23 protein-coding genes and 1 pseudogene are annotated in these 22,597 nt (G+C 63.1%); 11 read left to right on the plus strand and 13 right to left on the minus strand.

Annotation, left to right across the window (positions count from 1 at the left end; genetic code table 11):
• Positions 1-7: 7 nt before the first annotated feature.
• Positions 8-379: a cupin domain-containing protein gene (locus B0G74_RS12665; RefSeq protein WP_132375088.1), complete on the plus strand. Its 372-nt coding sequence runs from the start codon at positions 8-10 to the stop codon at positions 377-379.
• Positions 380-504: 125 nt separating this feature from the next.
• Here B0G74_RS12665 and B0G74_RS12670 read toward each other — a convergent pair whose 3' ends face one another.
• From B0G74_RS12670 to B0G74_RS12680, 3 genes are all read right to left on the minus strand, one after another.
• Entirely contained in the window at positions 505-1,896 is a 1,392-nt protein-coding gene (locus tag B0G74_RS12670) for an FAD-dependent oxidoreductase (RefSeq protein WP_132375089.1), read from the minus strand.
• 68 nt (positions 1,897-1,964) lie between these two features.
• Positions 1,965-3,569, minus strand: coding sequence for a cytosine permease (locus tag B0G74_RS12675; RefSeq protein WP_132375090.1), 1,605 nt, complete (start codon positions 3,567-3,569; stop codon positions 1,965-1,967).
• A 269-nt stretch (positions 3,570-3,838) separates the two neighbouring features.
• Positions 3,839-4,819: a LysR family transcriptional regulator gene (locus B0G74_RS12680; protein ID WP_132375091.1), complete on the minus strand. Its 981-nt coding sequence runs from the start codon at positions 4,817-4,819 to the stop codon at positions 3,839-3,841.
• A gap of 157 nt (positions 4,820-4,976) precedes the next feature.
• On the opposite strand from B0G74_RS12680, the gene B0G74_RS12685 reads away from it, so the two are divergent.
• Positions 4,977-6,374, plus strand: a complete 1,398-nt coding sequence (locus B0G74_RS12685) for an NAD(P)/FAD-dependent oxidoreductase (protein ID WP_132375092.1) — start codon at positions 4,977-4,979, stop codon at positions 6,372-6,374.
• A gap of 73 nt (positions 6,375-6,447) precedes the next feature.
• Here B0G74_RS12685 and B0G74_RS12690 read toward each other — a convergent pair whose 3' ends face one another.
• A complete protein-coding gene (locus tag B0G74_RS12690; RefSeq protein WP_132375093.1) occupies positions 6,448-6,795 on the minus strand; it encodes a DUF4148 domain-containing protein in 348 nt (115 codons plus the stop codon).
• A gap of 244 nt (positions 6,796-7,039) precedes the next feature.
• Between B0G74_RS12690 and B0G74_RS12695 the strand changes: the two genes are divergently transcribed.
• The 6 genes from B0G74_RS12695 to B0G74_RS12720 all read left to right on the plus strand — a co-directional run bounded on the left by B0G74_RS12695 (position 7,040) and on the right by B0G74_RS12720 (position 12,302).
• Positions 7,040-7,396: a hypothetical protein gene (locus tag B0G74_RS12695; RefSeq protein WP_165923850.1), complete on the plus strand. Its 357-nt coding sequence runs from the start codon at positions 7,040-7,042 to the stop codon at positions 7,394-7,396.
• Positions 7,397-7,418: 22 nt separating this feature from the next.
• Complete coding sequence (gene irlR / locus B0G74_RS12700; RefSeq protein ID WP_132375094.1) at positions 7,419-8,102, plus strand: heavy metal response regulator transcription factor IrlR; 684 nt, start codon at positions 7,419-7,421, stop codon at positions 8,100-8,102.
• Positions 8,099-9,556 carry a heavy metal sensor histidine kinase gene (locus B0G74_RS12705; RefSeq protein ID WP_243658173.1) on the plus strand — a complete coding sequence of 486 codons (1,458 nt, stop codon included), beginning with the start codon at positions 8,099-8,101 and terminating at the stop codon, positions 9,554-9,556. The genes irlR and B0G74_RS12705 overlap by 4 nt, the downstream gene beginning before the upstream one ends.
• Before the next feature lie 129 nt (positions 9,557-9,685).
• Positions 9,686-9,973: a DUF4148 domain-containing protein gene (locus tag B0G74_RS12710; RefSeq protein ID WP_132375095.1), complete on the plus strand. Its 288-nt coding sequence runs from the start codon at positions 9,686-9,688 to the stop codon at positions 9,971-9,973.
• Positions 9,974-10,039: 66 nt separating this feature from the next.
• Complete coding sequence (locus tag B0G74_RS12715; protein ID WP_132375096.1) at positions 10,040-10,666, plus strand: carbonic anhydrase; 627 nt, start codon at positions 10,040-10,042, stop codon at positions 10,664-10,666.
• A 142-nt stretch (positions 10,667-10,808) separates the two neighbouring features.
• Positions 10,809-12,302 carry a SulP family inorganic anion transporter gene (locus tag B0G74_RS12720; protein WP_132375097.1) on the plus strand — a complete coding sequence of 498 codons (1,494 nt, stop codon included), beginning with the start codon at positions 10,809-10,811 and terminating at the stop codon, positions 12,300-12,302.
• A gap of 17 nt (positions 12,303-12,319) precedes the next feature.
• On the opposite strand, the gene B0G74_RS12725 is transcribed toward B0G74_RS12720, so the two are convergent.
• The gene (locus tag B0G74_RS12725; protein WP_132375098.1) at positions 12,320-13,213 is read right to left on the minus strand and encodes a LysR family transcriptional regulator ArgP; all 894 of its coding nucleotides are present in this window, start codon (positions 13,211-13,213) and stop codon (positions 12,320-12,322) included.
• A 97-nt stretch (positions 13,214-13,310) separates the two neighbouring features.
• Here B0G74_RS12725 and B0G74_RS12730 point away from each other — a divergent pair, with 97 nt between their 5' ends.
• A complete protein-coding gene (locus B0G74_RS12730) occupies positions 13,311-13,928 on the plus strand; it encodes a LysE/ArgO family amino acid transporter (RefSeq protein ID WP_132375099.1) in 618 nt (205 codons plus the stop codon).
• Between the two features lie 101 nt (positions 13,929-14,029).
• Here B0G74_RS12730 and B0G74_RS12735 read toward each other — a convergent pair whose 3' ends face one another.
• Entirely contained in the window at positions 14,030-15,505 is a 1,476-nt protein-coding gene (locus B0G74_RS12735; protein WP_132375100.1) for an HD domain-containing phosphohydrolase, read from the minus strand.
• A 149-nt stretch (positions 15,506-15,654) separates the two neighbouring features.
• On the opposite strand from B0G74_RS12735, the gene B0G74_RS12740 reads away from it, so the two are divergent.
• Positions 15,655-16,446 (plus strand): alpha/beta hydrolase, encoded by a 792-nt coding sequence (locus B0G74_RS12740; protein ID WP_132375101.1) that lies wholly within the window; start codon positions 15,655-15,657, stop codon positions 16,444-16,446.
• Positions 16,447-16,676: 230 nt separating this feature from the next.
• Here the strand turns inward: B0G74_RS12740 and B0G74_RS12745 are convergent, their stop codons facing one another.
• The 7 genes and pseudogenes from B0G74_RS12745 to B0G74_RS46575 all read right to left on the minus strand — a co-directional run bounded on the left by B0G74_RS12745 (position 16,677) and on the right by B0G74_RS46575 (position 22,287).
• Complete coding sequence (locus tag B0G74_RS12745; protein WP_132375102.1) at positions 16,677-16,895, minus strand: hypothetical protein; 219 nt, start codon at positions 16,893-16,895, stop codon at positions 16,677-16,679.
• Positions 16,895-17,245: a hypothetical protein gene (locus B0G74_RS12750; protein WP_132375103.1), complete on the minus strand. Its 351-nt coding sequence runs from the start codon at positions 17,243-17,245 to the stop codon at positions 16,895-16,897. The genes B0G74_RS12745 and B0G74_RS12750 overlap by 1 nt, the downstream gene beginning before the upstream one ends.
• A 281-nt stretch (positions 17,246-17,526) precedes the next feature.
• Positions 17,527-19,344 carry a glutamine--fructose-6-phosphate transaminase (isomerizing) gene (glmS, locus tag B0G74_RS12755; protein WP_132375104.1) on the minus strand — a complete coding sequence of 606 codons (1,818 nt, stop codon included), beginning with the start codon at positions 19,342-19,344 and terminating at the stop codon, positions 17,527-17,529.
• Between the two features lie 63 nt (positions 19,345-19,407).
• On the minus strand, positions 19,408-20,430 hold the full coding sequence (gene galE, locus B0G74_RS12760) for a UDP-glucose 4-epimerase GalE (RefSeq protein ID WP_132375105.1): 1,023 nt from the start codon (positions 20,428-20,430) through the stop codon (positions 19,408-19,410).
• A 65-nt stretch (positions 20,431-20,495) separates the two neighbouring features.
• Positions 20,496-21,304 (minus strand): annotated as a pseudogene (locus B0G74_RS12765) (endo alpha-1,4 polygalactosaminidase); the annotation flags it as partial.
• Between the two features lie 133 nt (positions 21,305-21,437).
• Positions 21,438-21,983, minus strand: a complete 546-nt coding sequence (locus B0G74_RS46570) for an endo alpha-1,4 polygalactosaminidase (RefSeq protein ID WP_243658174.1) — start codon at positions 21,981-21,983, stop codon at positions 21,438-21,440.
• The gene (locus B0G74_RS46575; RefSeq protein ID WP_243658175.1) at positions 21,889-22,287 is read right to left on the minus strand and encodes an endo alpha-1,4 polygalactosaminidase; all 399 of its coding nucleotides are present in this window, start codon (positions 22,285-22,287) and stop codon (positions 21,889-21,891) included. Before B0G74_RS46575 ends, B0G74_RS46570 begins: the two co-directional genes overlap by 95 nt.
• A gap of 25 nt (positions 22,288-22,312) precedes the next feature.
• On the opposite strand from B0G74_RS46575, the gene B0G74_RS46580 reads away from it, so the two are divergent.
• Positions 22,313-22,567 (plus strand): hypothetical protein, encoded by a 255-nt coding sequence (locus B0G74_RS46580; RefSeq protein WP_243658176.1) that lies wholly within the window; start codon positions 22,313-22,315, stop codon positions 22,565-22,567.
• Positions 22,568-22,597: the final 30 nt, after the last annotated feature.

Here is a 22,597-nt window from a genome sequence, read left to right on the forward strand (position 1 = left end):
GAGACACATGAGCAACATCACTTTCACCCGCATCGACGCTAAAGGCCCTGGCGCATCCGGCCTGAACCCCGCCCTGCACGATCCGGCCGACGTCATTCTCGAAGGCGCCAAGGCACCGCACGCCCTCAATGCTTTCTCCGACGCCACCAACATGTTGTCCGCGGGCGTGTGGCAATGCGATGCGGGCACGCTGAAGCTGGCCGACCTGCCGATCCACGAAGTGTGCGTGCTGATCGAAGGCGAAGTCGTGATTACCAGCGACGACGGCCGTAGCGAACGCTATGCCGCCGGCGACGCCTTCATCCTGCACAAAGGCTTCTCGGGCACGTGGCATATGCCGGTGGCGACCAAGAAGTACAGCATCGTGTACTGCGGTTGATTCTGACTGCATCGCACCGTTGCTTCACCGGAAACCGCACCCATTGAGGTGCGTTTTTTTTATTCTGGCGAAGAAACCAAAAAACGCAAAAAAAGCGTCCGCCACGATTGCGCGGACGCCATCAACTACATCGGAAAACCCAGCGCCTTGATCGAATTGATCCATAGACGCCGCCAGCCGCCGCGATCGTCGGCGCCGTCGAACGCGTTGAAGGTAATCTTCGCGGCGATCCAGCGCACGGGTTCCGGCGGAATATACGACGGCCCTTTGCGCGAAATATCGAGCGACGTGATCACCGTCTCGCGATGCCACAGCATGTCGAGGCCCATCTTCGCGCCAAAGCGGCTGCCCGCCACGCCAAAGCCCGTATAACCCGCGACGAACACGCTCTTGCCGCCGTGATAGCGACGCGCGAACACGGCGCCGCGCGAACAGTAGTCGATCGGGCCGCCCCAGGCATGCGTGAAGCGTACGTCGTCGAGTTGCGGGAAGGTGCGGTAGAACGCTTCGGCTAGCTTGTAGTAGGTGCTTTCGTCGCGATCGGCGGCGGGGTTCGGATTGCCGCCGAAGTGATAGCTCACGCGGCCGCCAAAGATGATGCGGTTGTCTTTCGTGAGCCGGAAATAATTGAGCTGCGTGCGCGTGTCGTAAATGCCCTGGCGATTCTTCCAGCCGATGCGCGCCATCTGTTCTTCGCTCAACGGCGCGGTCGCGATGATGTGATCGCGCACCTGCATCACACGGCGTTTGATGTCGGTCACGCCGACATCCGCCGTGCCGGTGCCGAGCAGCACGCGCGGCGTTTCGATGCGGCCCGATTGCGTGTGCACGATCATCTTCGCGCCGCAATCTTCGAGGCGCGTGATCGGCGAATGTTCATGCAGACGCACGCCGAGTTTTAGCGCGGCGGCCTTCAAACCCCACGCGAGCTTCGCCGGATGAATCGTGCCGCTGCGATTGCGCGACCACATCGCCCCTGCGAAAAGCGGTGAATCGAGTTGCTCGCGCGCGCCCTTGCTGTCGAGCAGCACCACGTCGTGCCCGTGTGAGACATGCAACTCGTAATCGCCCTTCAGATGACCGAGGTGGCCCGGATCGACTGCAACAGTCATCTCGCCGTTCCATTCGACATCCGCCTCGATGCCATAGCGCGTCAACGACTCCTTGAAGCCGTCGAGATTCTCCTGGCCCAGCTTTTCGAGCACGTCGAGGTCTTGCGGAAAGACGCGCGTCGCATTCGGCAGGCCGTGCATCACCGAAGTCGAGATGATGCCGCCCGGACGGCCCGAGGCGCCATAAGCCACCTTGCCCGCCTCGACCAGCACGACGTCGAGCGACGGGTCGGCTTCTTTCGCCTGAATCGCGGCCCATAGACCGGTGAAGCCACCTCCCACCACGACCAGATCCGCAGTGGTCGGACCGATCAATTCCCGTTCGACAGCCGGCGCGCGCGGATTGTCCAGCCAGAACGGAAACAGTTTTACCCCTTCAAACGCGCGCTTTACTGACTCGCTCATCCTGTTTGCCTACTCAATTTAAATACCATTGCTTGCACTGCACGAAGCCGCGCACATCGGCGTGCGCTTTAACCTGCGTCCTGCGTGTCCAGTTCCGCCTCGCGCTCCCGTTCCGCACCCACGGCGCGTTGCGGTTTCGTCCGCCGCTGCGTGGCCGCTTTAAGCTTAGTCGCCGGCACCACGGGATGCACGGTTACATTGCGCTGCGAACCGCCGCGCAGCCAACGGCGGCCTTGCGGTCCATACACGCCGTCCGGCTCCGGAAAGCACTGCAACAACGCGATATACAGCGCGGCTGCCAGCGTCAGCGAAACCGGCATGCTGATGTCGAGGCCACCGGCGAGCTGGCCGAGCGGACCGACGAACTGATCCGGCAGATTCACGAAGCACAGGCTGATCGCCGCGCTCGGAATCCATGCGCCCATCGCGCGCCAGTTCCAGCCGTGCGTGAACCAGTAGTGACCGCCACGGCCGCCGCGATTGAACACCTGCAAGTCGTCGGACAGATAGAAACCGCGCCGCGTGACGAAGCCGATGATCATGATCACCATCCACGGGCAACTGCAGACGTTGATCAGCACCGAGAACGTCGACACGCTTTCGACCAGATTGAAGGCGAAGCGGCCGAGAAAAATGAAGCCGATGGCGAGGCTGCCGATCAGCAACGTGGCGCGCACGCGGTTCAGGAACTTCGGAAACATGCTCGACATGTCGAGGCCGGTGCCATACAGCGCGGTCGTGCCCGTCGACATGCCGCCGATGATCGCGATCAGACACACCGGCAGGAAAAACCAGTTCGGCGAGATCGCCAGCAGACCGCCCACATAGTTATTCGACGCGATGAAATCCGGCGCCTTGCTGGCGATGATCGTCGCCGTGGCGAGGCCGAAGAAGAACGGCACGAACGTGGCCAGTTGCGCGAGCATTACCGCGAGGATCGTGCGCTTTCTCGGCGTGTTCTCCGGAATATAGCGGGCCCAATCGCCGAGCGTGCAGGCGAACGATACGGGATTGCTCATCGCAACCAGCACGGCGCTCACGAAGACCGGCCAGAAACCCACCGAGCCGAGCGCGACCTTGCCGGCGTAGGCGCCATCGAACGACTTGGTGAACGCGAACAGACCGACGACGAACAGAATGCTCGCCGCCCACACCGCGATCTTGTTGACCCACAGCATGAAGCGGAAACCATACACGCACACGGTCAGCACCAGCACCGCGAACAGACCATATGCGAAGCTCAGCGTCATCCAGTTGACCGGCAAACCGAGCAGATGATTCGCGCCGCCCACGAGCGCATCGCCCGAACTCCACACCGCCAGCGAGAAAAACGCGACCGCGGTCAGCACCGCCAGAAACGAGCCGACGATGCGCCCATGAATGCCGAAATGCGCGCCCGACGAGACCGGGTCGCTGGTGCCGTTACGCGGACCGAACAGGCTCATCGGCGCAAGAATGCACGAGCCGATCAGCACGCCGAGCACGATCGACCAGACACCCGCCTTGAACGACAAACCGAGCAGCACCGGAAAACTGCCGAGCACCGACGTCGAAAAGGTATTGCAACCGCCGAACAGCAAGCGGAACAGATCGATCGGCCGCGCATAGCGCGAGCGAGCCGGAATGCGTTCGAAACCGAATGTTTCGACTTGAGTGATGCTGTTGCTGCTCATTGTCTCCGACTCCTGTAACGGCCAGGTCAATCACAATGGCTCGCCACGGGGATGCGGCGTCCACTTTTCTCAGATGTCTGGACGCCACTGTAAAGACAATCGGCACGGGCAAAAATATCGTCCGCCCAACCTTTACTTCGATCGCTGGCGATGTAACCCGCAAGCACGGCCCGGCAAGGCTCTGCGGGCGCTCAGAAAGGCCGCTTAGGGACTTCCCGCAGGCTTCGCGCAGCGCAAACGTCGAAGCGAATAGCGAGAATCCGCACGCGTTATGTCGCGTCCGCGCCGCCCGCCTGGCGCGTCTGGCGGCGTTTTTTTGCGGCGGCGACAGTCGGCAGCGGCACCGGCACCGCGCCTGACATGCCGTGCTCGATCAAAAAATCGCGGAACAGCCCGGCCACATGCGGCAGACGTTTATCCGACACATGCATCACATACCAGTCGCGCTCGATCGGGTTGGCGGGTATCGGCAACAGCGCGAGCAAGCCCGCCTGAAACTCCAGCGAACAGGCGTGCAGCGACAGGAACGCGATCCCCAATCCCGCCTCGACCAACTGCTTGATCGCCTCGTTGCTCGACAACTCGGAGCCGATATGAAGCTTGAGGCCCGCGAGCCGAAACAGATTCTCGACGGTCGAGCGCGTGCCCGAGCCGCGTTCCCGCACGAACAGATTCGCGCTTTGCAGATCGTCGAGCGACAAACGCTTTTTCTTCATCAGCGCATGCGCGGGCGAGGCGACGAACGCCATCGGGTGCTTGGCGAACGCGGTCGCCGCCGTGCGCAATTCGCGCGGCGCGCTGCCCATCACCGCGAGATCGATCTCGTGCGTCGCCAGCATGCGGATGATGTCCGCGCGATTGCCGACCTTGAACTGCACCTTCACTTGCGGACGCAATTCGGTGAAACGCACCAGAAACGGCGGAATCAGATACTCGGCCGTGGTGATCGCGCCGATGCGCAGCGTGCCGCCCTGCTCGCCGTGCAACGCGGCCAGATCGTCGGCCGCGCCGTTCCACAGGTCGAGGATTTCCAACGCATAACGGGCGAGGATCTCACCGGCCGCGGTCAACTGCACACCACGGCCCACGCGCTGCAACAGCGGCGCGCCCGCGGCCTCTTCGAGCAGCCGCACCTGTAGCGACACGGCCGGCTGCGTGAGCCGCAATTCCTCGGCCGCACGCGACACGCTGCCGAGCTTCGCAATCGTATGCAAGGCCTTTAACTGACGAAACGTCGCGGCTTTTAACATAAGTGAAAACCTATATGTTCCGTATAAACATTAAATTGTGCTGCGGTTTTCGCCGATTCTATACTGGCCTGACAGATGAGCCGGGGAGTGTTTGGAATCGCGCTCCGCGCGGCGCCAGCACCGGCCCGGCACGAATAACGTCAGGAGGATAGAGATCATGGCCGCAATCGATCAACAGGCAAGCGCAACAACGCAGCGGGCGCACCACGCGCAATCCGCGCAACGCATGGACAATTCGGCGGCGCATCGGGTCGTGATCGTCGGCGGCGGTGTGGGTGGACTCGGGCTCGCCACGCGCCTGTCCGAATCGCTCGGGCGTGCCGGCCTCGCGCAGATCGTGCTGGTCGACCGCTGGCCCACGCACTTCTGGAAGCCCCTGCTGCACGAAGCCGCTTCAGGTCAACTCGATCCCGCGACCCATCAACTGCAATATGCGGTGCAGGCGCAACGGCACGGCTTCGAATTCGAACAGGGTGAACTCACTGCGCTCGATCGCGCCGAGCGGCATATCACGCTGAGCGCGTTACACGATGCAGACGGCCGCGAAATTCTGCCGGCACGGCAGATCGCTTTCGATACGCTGGTGCTGGCCATGGGCAGCGTCACACAGTATTTCGGCGTGCCCGGCGCTGCGGAGCATGCGTTGCCGCTCGAATCGGTCGCACATGCGGAAGCATTCCGCCGCAAGTTGCTCGATGCCTGTCTGCGCGCGAACCATGCGCGCCGGGCGCAGACCGCGCATGCGGCTACACCGGTGTCGATCAACATCATCGGTGCCGGCGCGACGGGTGTCGAACTCGCCGCCGCGTTGCGCGACACGGTGCGTTTGCTGAATCGCTACAGCCCGTTTTCACTCGATCCGGTGCGCGACTTCCGCATTCGTTTGATCGAAAGCAGCGGACGTGTGCTGCCCGCTTTGTCCGAAACGATTTCAGCGCGCGCACAGCGGATGCTCGCCAGTCTCGGCGTGGAAGTGTTAAGTGCCACGCGTGTCACCGAAGTGCGCGCCGATGCCGTGCTGACCGACGGCGGCGCCCCTCTCGCCAGCGACATCGCGATCTGGACAGCGGGCATCTCGGGACCACCTGTATTGCGCACGTTAGACGGCATCGCGGTGAATCGCAACGCGCAGATCCAGGTGAATCGCACGTTGCAATGCACGAACGATCCGAATATCTTCGGCCTCGGCGACTGCGCGGCCTGCCCCGCCGACGACGCCGGCGCATTCCTCGCGCCGCGCGCGCAGGTCGCGCATCAACAGGCGCTGTTTCTCGCGCGCGCATTGAAGTGCCGGATCGCAGGTGAAGCGTTACCCGGGTTCGTGTACCGCGACGCCGGCACGTTGGTCGGCTTCGGGCGTGAGGGCACCATAGGCAGCCTCAGCAACAGCTTGCTGACGCAGCCGGTGTTTGTCGATGGCTGGCTCGCCACTGCGGTCTACAAGCTCATCTATCGGCGGCACGTCATGACACTGACCGGTTTCGCGCGCATGGCGCTCGATACGGCGAGCCACTGGTTGCGCAGACGCGTGCATCCGGTGATCCGTTTGCACTAGAGAAAACTTTGCCGCTCACGCGCCGATAGATGCGATCGGTTCGGCAAGTGAGCGGCTTGCCACCTACTTCAACCTAGCGCATCTGAAACGCGTCCGCCACGGAACGCGCGCCGTCCGGCAACGGACACGGCTGCGGATACTGGCTGTCCGACACGTCCATGCAACCCGCCGCGCGCGCGACGGCCAGTTCACGCTTCACCTCCTCGCGGGTCTTTCCCTGCGGCGCCTGCCGCGCCTTCCGCACCGCACGCTCTTCTCCACCCTGCACCTGTTGCGGCTTTTGCTGCACCTGCTCCTGAGCCTCGTAAGCCACACGCGGCCCCGTAGCTGGGTCAAGCGACGAAACACCGTCGCTCGCCACCGACACACTCATCCACGCAAAGCCCAGCACGACTCCCGCAAACCACTTCGCTTTCCGCACGATCTATTCTCCGATTCCGTTTGATTGAGCTCCCATGCTAGATCGAAGCGGCTCCCTGAACATGAGCGTGCCATGACGATCCTGTCATGCGTGCGACGCACCGCAATAAAACATGCACGCAAGATATATGACTGAATTGTCATGTTGCGTTCATGTTCGCATCGATCAGGTATCCGTACGATGGACCCGTTCTATCTTCAAATTGAACCGTATGCGGCACTTTCAACGAATGCGAAGTCTGACGATGCGCATCACGCATTTCAGTGCAAGCGTCCCGGCACGCTGGGAACGGCTCCGCATCGATCACCCGGTCTCTCTGGGAGCCGCGCTGCTCGTCATTGCACTCAGTTCGCTAGCGTTCTGGTGGATTCAGCCTGACGGGCTGTTCGACGGCGGCAAACCAGCCTGCCCTTCCGTATATGCAAAGTCAACTGGCCAGGACGAGCCGTTATTCAAGCGAGGCCTGCTCTCGCTCGAGGTGTTTTCCGCGATGACTCGCACCATGCCGCGGACTTCCAGTTCGCTGCCTGCAGTCGATCACGGGCTCGATGCAGCCAATGCCTCCACGTCATGCGCGCCCAATGCACGCATCGGCCGCTGACTCGCGGCACTGAGAGAAAATCATGCGTATCCTGATCGTCGAGGACGAAATCAAAACCGGCACGTATCTTCGCAAAGGTTTGACCGAAGCGGGCTTTATCGTCGACTGGGTGGAAGACGGCGTGACCGGCCAGCACCGCGCGTTGACGGAGGACTACGACCTGATCGTCCTCGACGTCATGCTGCCGGGCCAGGACGGCTGGACGGTGCTGAAAAACCTGCGCCGCACCCATTCGACTTCGGTCCTGCTGCTCACCGCGCGCGACGAGGTGGACGACAAAGTGCGCGGCCTCAACATGGGTGGCGACGACTATCTCGTCAAGCCGTTCGACTTCGCCGAACTGCTGGCCCGTGTGCGCTCGATTCTGCGACGTGGGCAAACGCGCGACGCGGCTTCCCTGCAAGTCGCCAATCTGGTGCTCGACCTGACGCGCCGCAAGGCCACGCGCCACGGTGACATGATCCTGCTCACGGCCAAGGAATTCGCGTTGTTATGGCTGCTGATGCGTCGTCAGGGTGAAATTCTGCCGCGTTCGACGATTGCGTCCCAGGTGTGGGACATGAACTTCGACAGCGACACGAATGTCGTCGACGCCGCGATCCGCCGCCTGCGCGCGAAGGTCGACGACAATTACGAGCCCAAGCTGATTCACACCGTGCGCGGCATGGGTTACGTACTGGAAGAGCGCGGCCCATCGCAGTCATGATCCGACGTCTACTCGCGGCGCTGCGCCTGCGCGCGTCAACGCTGCGCTTCAGGCCGCCCGCGCGGCTCGTGCCGCGCACCTTGCGTGCGAGGCTGTCGATACTCTTCGCCCTTTCGACTTCGCTGCTACTCATATTCAATGGCGTATTGCTGTATCACGGCCTGAAAACGCGCATCGAAGCCGCGTCGGCGCGCGAGATGACCACCACGCTCGCCGCGCTGCAATTGCGCCTGCACACCATGCCCAGCATCCAGGCGGTCAGCGCTGATCGTGAGACGTGGCACAACCAGCTATACGGACATCAGAACCTGGATATCGCGCTGTTCGATTCGCGCAGCGCACCGCTCATTCGCACCAACGGCTACTGGCCGAATGCGGAGACCATGACCGTGCGCGCTGGCGTCGCACCCGTGCGCGTGTCGATCGAGAAACTGCCGCTGCGCTTTCTGGTGGCAATGGCGCTGCTCGGCGACCCATCCGGCACACAAGTGCGCGTGGTCGTGCAATACGACGCGAGCGGCGAACGCGCGTTACTGCGCGCCTACGCACTCAACGTGCTGGTCGTCATCGTGACGGGGACGCTGGTGAATGCGCTGCTTGCGTGGTCGATCGCCCGTTTCGGACTGCGGCCGCTGGCTCGTTTGACGGCGCGCGCCGAGCAGATCTCCAGCAGCCATCTCGCCGAACCATTGCCCGAGCGCGACATGCCTGGCGAACTGAAGGAGCTGAGCCGTGCCTTCAATCGCATGCTGGCGCGCCTGCATGAATCGTTCACGCGTCTCACGCAATTTTCATCCGACCTTGCGCATGACATGCGGACTCCCCTCACGAATCTGCTGGCTGAAGCGCAAGTGGCACTCTCGCAACCGCGTTCCGCCGACGAATACCGCGGCGTGATCGAATCGAGCGTGGACGAATTCCAGCGCCTCGCGCGTCTTATCGACAGCATGCTGTTTCTCGCGCGCGCGGACAGCATTCGCCACCGCTTGACGCTGCAATGTGTCGACGGGCGCAGCGAGGCGCTGCGCATTGCCGGCTACTACGAAATCATGGCGGCGGATGCCGGCGTCGAAATCGTCGTATTGGGCAATGCGCGTTTCGAAGGCGATGTGCTGATGGTGCAACGGGCGCTCAGCAACCTGATTTCGAACGCGTTGACCCACGCGCCGCGCGGCAGCACCGTCGACGTGCAGTGCGCGGAACGCAGGCGCTATGCGCACCTCTCGGTGTCGGACACCGGCGCCGGCATCGCGCGACCGCATCTGGAGCGCATCTTCGACCGTTTTTACCGGGTCGATCCATCGCGGCACAACTCGGCAAGCGGCACGGGCCTCGGACTTGCCATCGTCAAGTCGATCATGGACGAACATCACGGCGAATGCAGCGTGGAAAGCGTGCCGCACGTGCGCACCACGTTCAGCTTGCGCTTCCCGAGGCATCCGCCGATCAGTTGAGCCAGGCACACGCCCGCACGATGACAAAACTATCATGCGGCGATCACCACGGTCTCATCCCCTGCTATGCACAATATCCCTGTCTGATCAACATTGATCAGACATCCCAATCAACTTGCAGAGGACGCGATGAAACACTACGCAACCGCCCTGATTCTGAGCACACTCGCCACCACCGCCGTAGCAACCGACAACAACAGCATTCCCACCTTCACCTCGCAACCACAAGGCACCCTCGCGGGCCAGCCGCAACAGATGGGGAAATCCCGCGAACAGGTGCGTCAGGAGTTAATCGAGGCTCAGCGGCAAGGTCTCATTCCCAACACCGAGGCCGACTATCCGCCGAGTCAACGGAGCATCGACGCGAATAAAGCCCGCCATGCAGCCATGCAACGCTACTGGGCCGAGAACGACTGACACTCGTTCGGCAACAGATACAGATGCAATTCACAACGCGATCGTCGCATCAACGGAAGCTCGTTCATGACATACCCGAAACGCATGCTCGTCGAAAACCTCGCCTGGTCCGACGAAATCAACAACCGTGATCCCGCGTATTTCCGGCGCCTCGCCAGCAATCAGCAACCGAACGTGCTGTGGATCGGTTGCTCCGACAGCCGCGTGCCGGAAGCGATTACGCGGGCGATGCCCGGCGAGATCTTCGTGCATCGAAATATCGCGAATCTCGTCGCCGACAACGACGACAACCTCTCGAGCGTGCTCGAATACGCGGTCACCGCACTGCAGGTGGAGCATGTGATCGTCTGCGGCCATCACTGCTGCGGCGGCGTGCAGGCGGCGCTGCGGCCACCCGTGCCCGAACTGCCGAACGTCAATCGGCGCATTGGGGGAATTCGCCGGCTGTGCGCGCTGCACACCACCGAATTGCGCGAGCTGCCGAGCTTCGAGGCACGCGTGGATCGGCTCGCCGAACTCAATGTGCTGGCACAGGTTCAGGCGCTGCACGCCATGCCGCTGATTCAGCGTGCGCGGCGTCCCGTGCAGATTCACGGCTGGATTTTCTCGATGCTCGAAGGGCGTCTGAAAACATTGACCGACACGCCCTGGACCGCGAACAGCAACGCTGCCACCGAAGCCGCGATGGGCTGACCGCCGCTGCACCAACCCGTCGCAATACGTGCGAGCAGACCGACTCGTCCCAATCCCCCGCGCTGCTGTAACCGCGCACGACAAACGCCGCCGATAAGCGCGGCGTTTTTTTCGACTCCCCAGCTTGGAGGCAAGCTTTACGATGATTCCATCCACCTCTGAACAACCTGAAGTCAACAGCAGCCCCGCGTCTCGCCCGTATGCATGGCGCAGCGACCTGCTCGCGGGCATCACCGTTTTCCTGATTGCGTTGCCGCTATGCCTGGGCATCGCGCAGGCTTCCGGCGTCGCACCATTCGCCGGCATTCTGGCCGGCGTGATCGGCGGCCTTGTGGTCGCGTTGCTGAGCGGCTCACGGCTGAGCGTGAGTGGACCGGCGGCCGGGCTCGTCGTGATTGTCGTCGATGCGCTGGCCACGCTCGGCAGCTTCGCCGCGTTTCTGAGCGCGCTCGTGATCGCGGGCGCCTTGCAGATCATGCTAGGCTTTCTGCGCGCCGGACGGCTGGCGAGCTATGTGCCGGTGCCGGTGATCAACGGCATGCTTGCCTCGATCGGCATTCTGCTGATCGCCAACCAGTTGCCGCTGGCCGCGGGCATCGGTGGCGACGGCATCTCCGTGGTCATGCCGCTCCTCGCGATCGCGTCGATCGCCATACTCGTGGCGTGGAACACGCCAACGTTGCAGCGCTGGCGGCTCGTACGCGCGGCTCCCGCGCCGCTTGTGGTGGTGTTGATCGGCATCGCGGTCGCAGGATTCGCCGACTCTCTCGCACCGGGCAACGCGATCGCGTCCGTGCAACGTGTGGCGATGCCCGCGCTCGGATCATGGGATGCGTTTCGCGACGCGCTCACGTTTCCCGGCTTCGCGCACTGGCTCGACCCCGCTGTGTGGCGCGTGGCCGTGGTGATCGCGATCGTCGCGAGTCTGGAAACCTTGCTGAGTCTCGAAGCGCTCGAACAGATCGATCCCGCGCATCACAGAGCGCCGCCCGACCGTGAACTGAAGGCGCAAGGCGTCGGCAACCTGCTCGCCGGTCTGATCGGCGCGCTGCCGCTCACCGCCGTGGTCGTGCGCAGCGCCGCCAACGTGCATGCGGGTGCCCGCAGCCGTATTTCGTGCATGACACACGGCCTCGTGCTGCTGATCGCCACGCTCACGCTGACCGGCGTGATCAATATGATTCCACTCGCCAGCCTCGCGGCGATTCTGATCCACACCGGCTACAAACTCGCGAAGCCGCAGCTGTTCGTCGCAATGGGCCGCGCCGGACGCAGTCAGTTCGTGCCGTTCATCGGCACCATCGCCGGGGTGCTGTTGACGGATCTGCTGAGCGGCATTGCAATCGGCTTCGCGCTGAGCGTGGTACTTGTTGTCGAACGCAACCTGCATCGCGCGATGAGCTTCACGCGCGACGGCGATCACTACGTGCTGACCTTGCGCAAGAACGCGAGCTTCTTCTGTACGCCGCAACTGAAACGTTATCTCGGGCAGATTCCGCCGGGCGCGACCTTGATTCTCGACGCGACCCAGGCCGATTATATTGACTACGACGTGCGGCGCGTGATCGACAGTTTCATGGCGGATGCGCGGACCGGCAGTGTGCGGATCGAGTACCGGCACTGGCCAGCTGCCTGATTACGCATTGCGGATGTTCAGTCCAAAAACTCGGTTGCCCGCTTACGTAACACCGCGCCGAAGTCGTCGAGCCAGTCGATCGATAAACGCCAGCTCTGCCAGTAGAGATCGACATCGATATGCTTGCCGGGCGCGATCTCCACCAGTTCGCCGCTGGCCAGATGCGGGGCGATCATGCGTTCCGGACACATGCCCCAGCCGAGGCCCGTGACGCAGGCGCGCAAAAAACCGGCGACGTGCGGAATCCAATGCAACGGCGGATCAATGTCCGCGCGCGTGATGCGGCGCATGAAGCGCTTTTGCAACTGGTCCTTGGGATTGAAGTCGACGCACGGCGTACGCCGCAAACTCTCGCGCGTGACGCCGTCGGCAAAGTGACGTGCGAGAAAATCCGGTGAACAGACCGCCAGATAACGCATCCGCCCAAGACGCGTGGAGCGGCAACCCTGCACGGGCTCGGCTTGCGTGGTGACGGCGCCTTGCACGCTACCGTCGCGAATCCGCTGCGCGGTGTGGTCCTGATCGTCGATCACCAGATCGAGCAGCATCTCCCGCTCGACGCAAAATTGCGCGACCGCGTCGATAAACCAGGTGCCGACGCTGTCGTCGTTGACGGCCACGCGCAGCGCCGGCCACGGTTCGACCAGCGCGCCGGGCAGCGCCGGCAGGCGGCCGGTCAGCTCCGCTTCGAGCAATTGCACGCGTTCGGTGTGGCGGCACAGCAGCGCGCCCGAGGTGGTCGCGACACAGGGCTGGCCGCGCTTCACCAGCACGCTGCCCACGCGCTCTTCCAGCAGTTTGACCCGTTGCGATACCGCGGACGGTGTCACATTCAGTTCGCTGGCGGCACGGTCGAACGAACCGTGGCGCACCACGGCGGCCAGCGCATCGAGCAACGCATAGTCGAGCATTAGCGTTCCTTAATCGGCATTAAGTGAATTAGCTTCTCTTATGAGCAGCAAACCCGCAGACTAGCCTCGTTCGCTTCTCCCGTCTACTGGATCGATTATGAATTGGCTGTCTTTTTCTCACGGCGCCGCCTTGTGCGCCTCCCTGATCGTGACGATCGGCGCGCAAAACGCCTTCGTGCTGCGTCAGGGCATCATGCGCTCGCATGTCGGCAAGATCGTCGCGCTGTGCGCGTTGTCGGACTGCCTTCTGATCGGCGCGGGGGTCGGCGGCGCATCGGTATTGGTCGAGCGCTATCCTGTGTTCGTTCACGCCATGCTGTATGTCGGGCTTGCCTATCTTGCGTGGTTCGGGATCAGCGCGTTGCGCCGCGCGGTGCGGCCTGGGCATGCGGTACTGGAAGGCGGGGACGTCAGCGCGGCGCCCGTGCAGCGCGCCGTGCCGATCATTCTGATGACGCTCGCCTTCACGTGGCTCAATCCGCACGTCTATCTCGACACGTTCCTATTGATCGGCACGGCCGGCGCACGCGAACCCGAAGGCGCGCGGATCGCTTTTGCGCTGGGCGCGATGGCGGTCAGCGGAATCTGGTTTATCGGATTGGGCTACGGCGCACGGGCGCTCGCGCCGCTCTTCAAGCGGGCGACAGCATGGCGCGTGCTGGATGGCGCGATCGGCAGCATGGTGCTGCTGCTCGCGGTGACACAGTTTCGGTGAGCGCCGCCAGCGCGGTTGCCGTCAGGTGGTGTTGCCGGAACACAAAAACTTTAGAAACTACGGTGTCCGCGCCACGGCAAACCCGTACGCAGCACACCCGCCTAGATGCACCCGAGCGCGGAAGCCTTCAACGTGGCCGCGGCACGGGTAGAACATTCGAGCTTGCGAAAGACGCTTTCCACATGCGTGCGCACGGTACTGGGGCTCAGTTCGAGAATGCGGGCGACTTCCTTGTTGCTCGCCCCCAGGCTGATGTGTTTTAGCACTTCCGCTTCTCGCGGCGACAACAACCCTGCTTTCGGATTGCGCGCACGTTCGCCGAATGCGGGACCATCGCCGAGTTCCGAGGAAACGGTTGCCTCGACCGCCTCTGTATCGAAACGCCCCGCCCGCGCCTGCTCGTTGAGCAGCGCCGCGGACTGCTCCGGCGAAAATGCCGGCCTCCAGGGGCGCGCTGAGCGCAGCGCCACCCAGGCGGCAGCAACCGCAAGCACCCGCGCTTCGCGTCCAATTGCGTCGCCGGCGCTGCTGCGGAAATAGCCCGAACCATCGAGACGCTCGTACGCGAAAGAAGCGATCTCCGACTCGCGAGCAAGACCCTCGATCTGTTTGCCCGCACGCGCGGTCCAGTAGGGCACAAGGCGAACCTTTTCCCATGCTGCCGGAGAAAGCTCGCCCGCCGTATTCCAGATGGCGTTGGGGACCGCCATACGTCCCATGCCATGGAGCAGCCCCGCCGTGTACGTGCAGCGCCGCGCATCGTCGCTCAGGCCTAAATGCGCGCAGCAGGCGCCAGCCGTCTCCGCTACTCGCCGCGAATAGCCGGTCATCCACGGCAGCTTCAGGTCGATCACGTCGGCGACGATCTCCGGCGCGCTGACCAGTTGCAGCGCTTGCGTGCAGCCCGACTCGTCACGCCGCCGCGCGATCGAATCCCCGAGTTCCTCGAGCCACGCGGCCGCCCGAGCCGAGGCGAGCTGTGCCAATTCCGACGGGTATTGCCGGCCGGCCTTTTGCGCGATCAGCATCTGCGCGCGCTCGATACCGTAGACCCGGCTCAGGATCTCGAGATCCCCGGCCACGGCGACGATGAACACCGCGGCGGGTACATCGCGCCCCGGCCGATGGTCAGGGAAACCTCCGCCGTCCCAACTTTCGAAAATACGTCGAAGCGCCTCCTGAGTCGCAAGAGTGAGCCCGAGCATACGAGCCACCTCGCCCGAGACCTCGCAGTGTATCTGGGCGAGCGGCGTGATCGCGGCGCCCACTTGCGCCGGCGACTCGCCGGTCCCGGTCCAGTCCGGCCGCATGGCAAGCATGGCCGCGCGGCCGCCGATGTCGTCGCCCAGCCAGTCAGAAAAACCGGCCGCGTTTGCCGTGCAGCCGGACCACCTCAGAAGGGACACTTCCTTGACTACGTCGCATTGCGTGCCGTCCAGACCGGCCTCGGCGGCGAGTCGCGCCGCCAGCCAGGCGGTGCGCGGCGAATGGTCGGTGGGCTGCCCCATGCTGAGGTCGCCAATGAACGCGAGGGCCTTGACTGCGTCCAGCACCCGGATTGCAGAAACGTCATGCATAGCTTTCGACCTTGTTGTCAGTACTCGCGCGTCCAGCCGGACTGTGTCGGCTCGGTCATTCGACCGATACAGGAAATCGGCCGATCGGCGCATCCTCCAATCCGCAAGTTGTTTCTTACCCAACGAAATTGACGAAGAGGATGAACATTATGAATACCTTGCTGAAAAAGTGCCTGGCTGCCACGTTGATGCTGGGAGGCTTGCTGTCGCTGGCCGCTGTCACGCCGGCAAGCGCCGCCGCGCCGAACGGCGATCTGAAAGGCAAAAACGTCGTCCTGGTGCACGGAGCATTCGCCGACGGTTCGAGCTGGAACAAAGTGATTCCGCTCCTGGAGGCAAAAGGTCTGCACGTGGTGGCGGTGCAAAACTCCCTCAAATCACTCGAGGACGATGCAGCGGCGACGCAACGCGTCATTGAACAACAGAACGGGCCCGTCATTCTGGTGGGCCACTCGTGGGCCGGTGCGGTGATCTCTCAGGCAGGCAACGACGACAAGGTCAAGGCCCTCGTCTATGTCGCGGCGTTTGCGCCGGATAACGGTCAGTCGATCAACGACCTCCTCAAAGGCAAGCCCGCGCCTTCATGGGCGACGGAGTTGCAGAAGGACTCCGCCGGTTATCTGACGCTGTCGACAGACGGGATCATCAAGGACTTCGCGCAGGACCTCCCGCCGGCCCAGGCCCGTATCGTAGCGGCCACACAAGGCCCCTGGTTTGCCGGTTGCTCGGACGACAAGGTGGCGAGCGCGGCGTGGCACAGCAAGCCGTCGTGGTACGTGCTGACGGAGAAGGACCGCATGATCCCCGCGCCCTTGCAGGCCGCGATGGCGCAACAGATCGGCGCCACGCTGGTCAAGGTCAATGCGAGCCACGTTGCGATGCTGTCGCAGCCGACTGAAGTTGCCGCGGCTATTATCACGGCCGCTCGTGCGGCGAAGTGAAGATTCTGGCTCACGAGCGGTTCGGGAACCTCAACGCTCATGCAGCCGCTCCACGCCTGCTTAAGCGTCTCTTAATCGAAGCAGTCGCAGCATCTTGACTTGAGGGTGCGTCGTGCGTTTGGGACGTTGTCTCAGTGACCGTCAGACGCAGCCCTCACCTTCTCTCAGGTTCTGGAAGCCTCGGAAAACCAGGACCATTCAAGCCGGCTATCGCCGGCTTTTTTTGCCGCTCACCCGTGGCTATCGATCCAGGCACGCGCCCACTCGAGGCCCGCGCGTTGCGCTTCTTCCTCAGTATCGAAGTGGGCGAGAATGCCCGACGCTTCGATCAGCTTGCCGGCAAGCGTAATGGTCCCGCTAGCGGCGTACCGCTCGGGCTGCAAGATGTCCTCCTGCTGCAAGATGGCGTGACCCCAGACGGTGTAGCCGTGATAGGTCTGGGACTCCATCAGCGCGTCACCTCAGCCGTCATGGCGCGCGAATCCACCCGCAGCACATTGCCCTCGGGCGTGATCTGCCGCGGAATCTCCGACATGTCCGGCGCATGAACAGGCAAGTTTTCCCGCCGATCCGTTTTCGCGACGAACCTGGCAACTGGCGCCGATGCAGGCCGCGCGCGGGCTTTCACGGCATGAGGAACGATGTGCCGACCACCGGCAGGTCGATGGGCAACGACCGCGCGATGCGGCATGCTCGCTCGTGCTTCCGGCGGGTTCCAGACTTCGACATAGTGTGCGCCGGCCATGGCCGTCGAAGCCACCGCGAACAGCAGAGCGCCCAAGCCCAAAAATCGAAACATGTTCTCTCCCTATGCGCCATCGATCACGCCGCCACAATCACGGCGGCGCAACGAAATCCCATGCCGGATACTGTACATCCATACAGGTCTTTGCGCAATCCAATGATCGTCGCACCGAACAGCTTGCGCTCGGGTCATGACGCCAAGGAGTAAGGAAGAGGAGAATGCGGTCGCCCTGCGGTTCGTGAACAATGGTCAAAGCTCTGAGCAAACTTTGGCAGGCAACCATTCAACAGCAAAGCCGACGGGGAGCCGCCGCCGACTACCCCGCCGCCAACCCTTCACTCCACCGTAACCGACTTCGCCAGGTTCCTCGGCTTATCGACATCCGTCCCACGCGCGCACGCCGTGTGGTAAGCGAGCAATTGCAACGGCACCACATGCAAAAGCGGCGACAACGGCCCATAGTGCTCGGGCATTCTGATCACGTGAATCCCCGGCTCACTGCCAATCCGCGTGTCCGCATCCGCAAACACATAAAGCTCGCCGCCGCGCGCCTTCACTTCCTGGAGATTCGACTTCAGCTTCTCCAGCAACGCATCGTTCGGCGCGATCGTCACGACCGGCATCGCATCGGTGACGAGCGCCAGCGGGCCGTGTTTCAACTCACCGGCGGGATAAGCCTCCGCGTGAATATAGGAAATCTCCTTGAGCTTGAGCGCGCCTTCGAGTGCGATCGGATAGTGCGAACCGCGTCCGAGGAACAGCGCGCTTTCCTTGCCCGAGAACTTCTCCGACCACGCGATGATCTGCGGCTCCAGCGCCAGCACGGCGTTCAATGCGGCCGGCAAATGGCGCAACTGGCGCACGTAGTCGGCTTCCTGTTCCGGGCTCACCGTGCCGCGGATTTTGCCCAGCGTCGCGGCAAGCACGAACAGGCCGACCAGTTGCGTGGTGAACGCCTTGGTCGATGCCACGCCGATCTCGCGGCCCGCGTGCGTGTGAAACGACAGCGACGTCAGCCGCACCATTGCGCTCGTCGCCACGTTACAGACCGACAGCGTGTGCTGATGCCCAAGCGACTGCGCATGCTTCAACGCAGCGAGCGTGTCGGCCGTTTCGCCGGACTGGGAAATCACGACCACCAGCGCCTTCGGATTCGGCACCGAATCGCGGTAGCGGTATTCGCTGGCAATTTCGACCTGAGTGGGAATCTTCGCGATCGATTCGAGCCAGTATTTAGCCGTCAGTCCCGAGTAATAGCTGGTGCCGCACGCGAGAATCAACAGACTGTCGATATCCGCAAACACGGCGGCGGCCGCTTTACCGAACAGCGACGCATCGAGCGACTCGCCTTGCGGCACCGTATCGGCGATCGCACGCGGCTGCTCGAAGATTTCCTTCTGCATGAAATGCCGGTACGGGCCGAGTTCCACGCCGCCGCCATACGCGGCCACCGTGCGTACTTCGCGCGCTACGTCGGCGCCGTCGCGGCTCACGACCCGCACGCGCTCGAGCGTCAGCTCGCACACATCGCCCTCTTCCAGGAAGATGAAGCGCTCGGTCTCGCCGGCCAACGCCAGCGCATCCGACGCGAGGAAATTCTCGCCCTCGCCGATGCCGACGACGAGCGGCGAGCCTTGCCGCGCGCCCACCACCAGATGCGGATGCGCCTTGTGCTCGACCGCGATCGCGTACGCGCCGTCCAGTTGCTTCACGGCTTCGCGAACCGCCTCGAACAGATCGCCGCGATACAGGCTATGCACGAGATGCGCGACCACTTCGGTGTCGGTTTGCGAAACGAACACGTAGCCCTTTGCGCGCAACATCTCGCGCAACGGCTCGTAGTTTTCGATGATGCCGTTATGCACCAACGCCAACTCGTCCTTCGAGAAAATCGGATGCGCGTTGTCCGTGACCGGCGCGCCGTGCGTCGCCCAACGCGTATGCGCGACGCCCGTGCCGCCTTCGAGATGCGTCTCGCGTGCCTGCGCGTCGAGGTCCGCGACGCGCGCCGTGCTGCGCGCGCGGCGCGGGCCGGCTTCGGCCAGCACGGCGACACCGCACGAGTCGTAACCGCGATACTCCAGACGCCGCAGTCCTTCGATCAGAACCGGGACGATGTTACGTTGCGCTACCGCGCCGACAATGCCACACATAAATTTGCTTTCCCACGTGATGTTGTATCGGATGAGGCGAGCCGCCCCGAATCGAGTCGAGCTTCAGGCGTATCCGGCGGGATTGGTCGATTGCCAGCGCCAATGGTCGGCGCACATGCGTTCGATGCCGTATTGCGCGCGCCAGCCGAGCAGCTTGTCCGCAGCGGCCGGATCGGCGAAACAGGACGCGACGTCGCCGGGACGGCGCGCGACGATTTCATAAGGCACCGGCTTGCCCGACGCCTTTTCGAACGAGCGCACCACGTCCAGCACGCTATAGCCCTGCCCCGTGCCGAGATTCACGACGAAGCTCGCATCGCGCTCGACCAGCGCATCGAGCGCGGCAAGGTGTCCGCGCGCGAGGTCCACCACGTGGATGTAGTCACGCACGCCGGTGCCATCCGGCGTGTCGTAGTCGCCACCGAACACGCGCAGCTTCTCCAGCTTGCCGACGGCGACTTGCGCGACATACGGCATCAGGTTGTTCGGCACGCCGCCCGGGTCTTCGCCAATCAGACCGCTCTCGTGCGCGCCGACCGGATTGAAATAACGCAGCGTGGCGATGCGCCAGGACGGATCGGATACTTCCAGATCGCGCAGGATCTGTTCGGCGATCAGCTTCGTTTGTCCATACGGATTGGTGGCGGACAGCGGAAACGATTCGTCGATCGGTGAGGTCTTCGGCACGCCGTACACCGTGGCCGACGAACTGAACACGAACTGCTTCACATCGCGTGCGCGCATGACCGAGAGCAGCGTGAGCAGACTGCCGAGGTTGTTGTCGTAATACTCGATCGGCTTCGAGACCGATTCGCCGACCGCTTTGAGCGCCGCGAAGTGAATCGCACCGGTCACCGCGTGCGTGTCGAAAATGCGTTGCAACGCCGCTTCATCGCGCGAATCCGTTTCGTAGAACGCCACGCGCTTGCCCGTGATCTGCTCGACGCGTTTGAGCGACTCGCGGTTGCTGTTCACCAGGTTGTCGACCACGACCACGTCGTAGCAGCCATTCAGCAATTCGACACAGGTATGCGAGCCGATAAAGCCCGCGCCGCCGGTTACCAGAATCGTGCCTTTCAAGTCCATGCGAAATTCCCTTTTATAGTTACTCAATTCGAGTGTCACGGCCGCTCATTGCGGGTCCCGGTCGCGCCCACGCCGACGGTCGCGAGTCCGCCGTCGGTGACGTAGGGGACGAAGCCGGCTTGCGTGATCCGCGCCGCGGTGGCGGTTGCGCACGTGTCGTCGGCGGGGGGCAATAGTCGATGGACAGCACCGGCAGCTTGTATTGATCGCGAATGGTCGCCGCCTGCATCAGCAGCCAGTCGCGATCGGCCTGCGGCACTTCCGTATAACGCTGCTTGCCGGCATCCCAACCGCGGTATAGCGATTCGAACGCCACCATGTAGGCGAGATCATGGATCTGCGGCAATACCTCGAACCCGCGGTTGAAGATCAGCTTCGCCTTCGGATAACGCTTCTTGATCGCGCGGATGACGCGCACCAGTCCAGCTTCCTGCGCGGCTCGCGCGGCATCGGTTTTGGCGATCAGATGGTAGGAGTCGAGCGTGTCGAGGAAAAAGCCCCGATAGCCTTTTTTCCATAACGGCGAGATCACCTTGTCGACGAAAAACGCCGGCCATTCGGCGGCCGTCTGATCGATCACGTGCGAGGCCCACGCTTCGTTAACGCCCGGCAGCCACGCGGACGGCATGGCGCTGTAATACGCGCGGTGCGGGTTCACCTCGCCGACGCTCACATAAGCGAACCACGCCGGCTGCGCCTTCGCGTGAGCGCGCGGATCGAAGTGCGCGTCGGGGTCGACCACCACGACATCGAATGCGGCCAGTTCTTCGACGGGAGGATTCGCGCCGTAATACAGCGCCACCGACGGTCCCGCCGGCGCGTCCGCCGCGCTCTGCGCGTGCGCCACCGAAGCCAGCGCGCCGAGCGCGGCCATGCGCGCGAACCGGCTGACACGACGCAGCAGCGCGCGCAAGGTGAAACGTCGGTTGTGATCGTGATCGTGCTCGGACAAAGCCGGTTCCTCTTTCATGTTGTTCGGGCAACGTCGCCCGTTTCTGGCTGTCGTCCTAACTACCCACAGGCAGGAACGACCACCAGCAGATACTATCGAGCGACACAGTCGAGATCGAAGGACTGAAGCCCGTTTGTTGCGCCGCCGTCCACGCGGTTTGCGCGGACGAACTCGCCGTGCATGACGACGTATAGTCGAGCGATCCCACGAAGAAACCGCTGCGACCGAGATTCTGCTCGGTGCTTTGCCATGACTTCAACAACTGCACGACTGACGTGCTCGTCGACGGCAAGAACACCTGTTCCGCGATTACACCGTCGATCAGCCACGGAAACGATACACCGCCAGTCGTCCCGGCGATGGCCTGCACCGGCGCCGCATTCGGCACCATCGCCAGATCCGGATAGCGGTCGCGCAGTCGCTTGACGAGATCGAGGCCACCTTGCGCGCAGGCTGCATCGCATGGGGCCGTAGACGCATTGGCGCCGTGGCCGACGATTTCGAAGTTATCCAGCATGAATCCGTCGACACCGGTAGCCGCGAGACGCGGCGCGATGTAGTTGACGATCAGGTTCTGATAGTCGGCGTTGGCGGGATTCATCCAGTATTCCTGGAAGCCCGAATATCTGCTGATTTTGCGCCGAGGTATTCGCGCCGCACGACACGAAGCTGGACGGGACCGTGTTCCAGTAAGTGCGCGATTTCTCGCAGGCACCGAAATTCAGGTAGCTGAGCACCTTCGCGCCATTCGCCTTCAACGCGGCGATCTGCACGGCCGAGAAGGCGGGCGTGCCGTTGCCGAGGTCCGCGTCGATCACGATCAGCTTAAATGTGGCCGCCGCGTGGGCGATGTTGATCGCGCTGCCCTGGCCGTAATAGACGGCCCAGACCGGCGACGCCGGCAAGGCGCGCGCCGTCGAGATCGTCGGCGTGGTGCTCGAGCCGGAATTGGTATTCGTCGATGAATTGCCCGAACCGGACGAGTTCGTCGAACCCGTCGAGTTGCCGGAATTACCGGCGTTACTGGAGTTCGTGGCGCTGCCGGTGGCCGAACTCGTCGACGACACCGTTGTGCCATTCGTGCTGCCCGTACCGCTGCCGCCGCCTCCGCAGGCTGCCAGCAGACTGCAGGACGCGACGATCGCAGCCGCACCGATCCAGCGTTGCGCGATGCGGCGGCCGTAACGGACGTCGGCGGCAAGGCGCGCGCGCGCG

The sequence above is a fragment of the Paraburkholderia sp. BL9I2N2 genome, from assembly GCF_004339745.1.
In the GTDB taxonomy this organism is placed as follows: Bacteria; Pseudomonadota; Gammaproteobacteria; order Burkholderiales; family Burkholderiaceae; genus Paraburkholderia.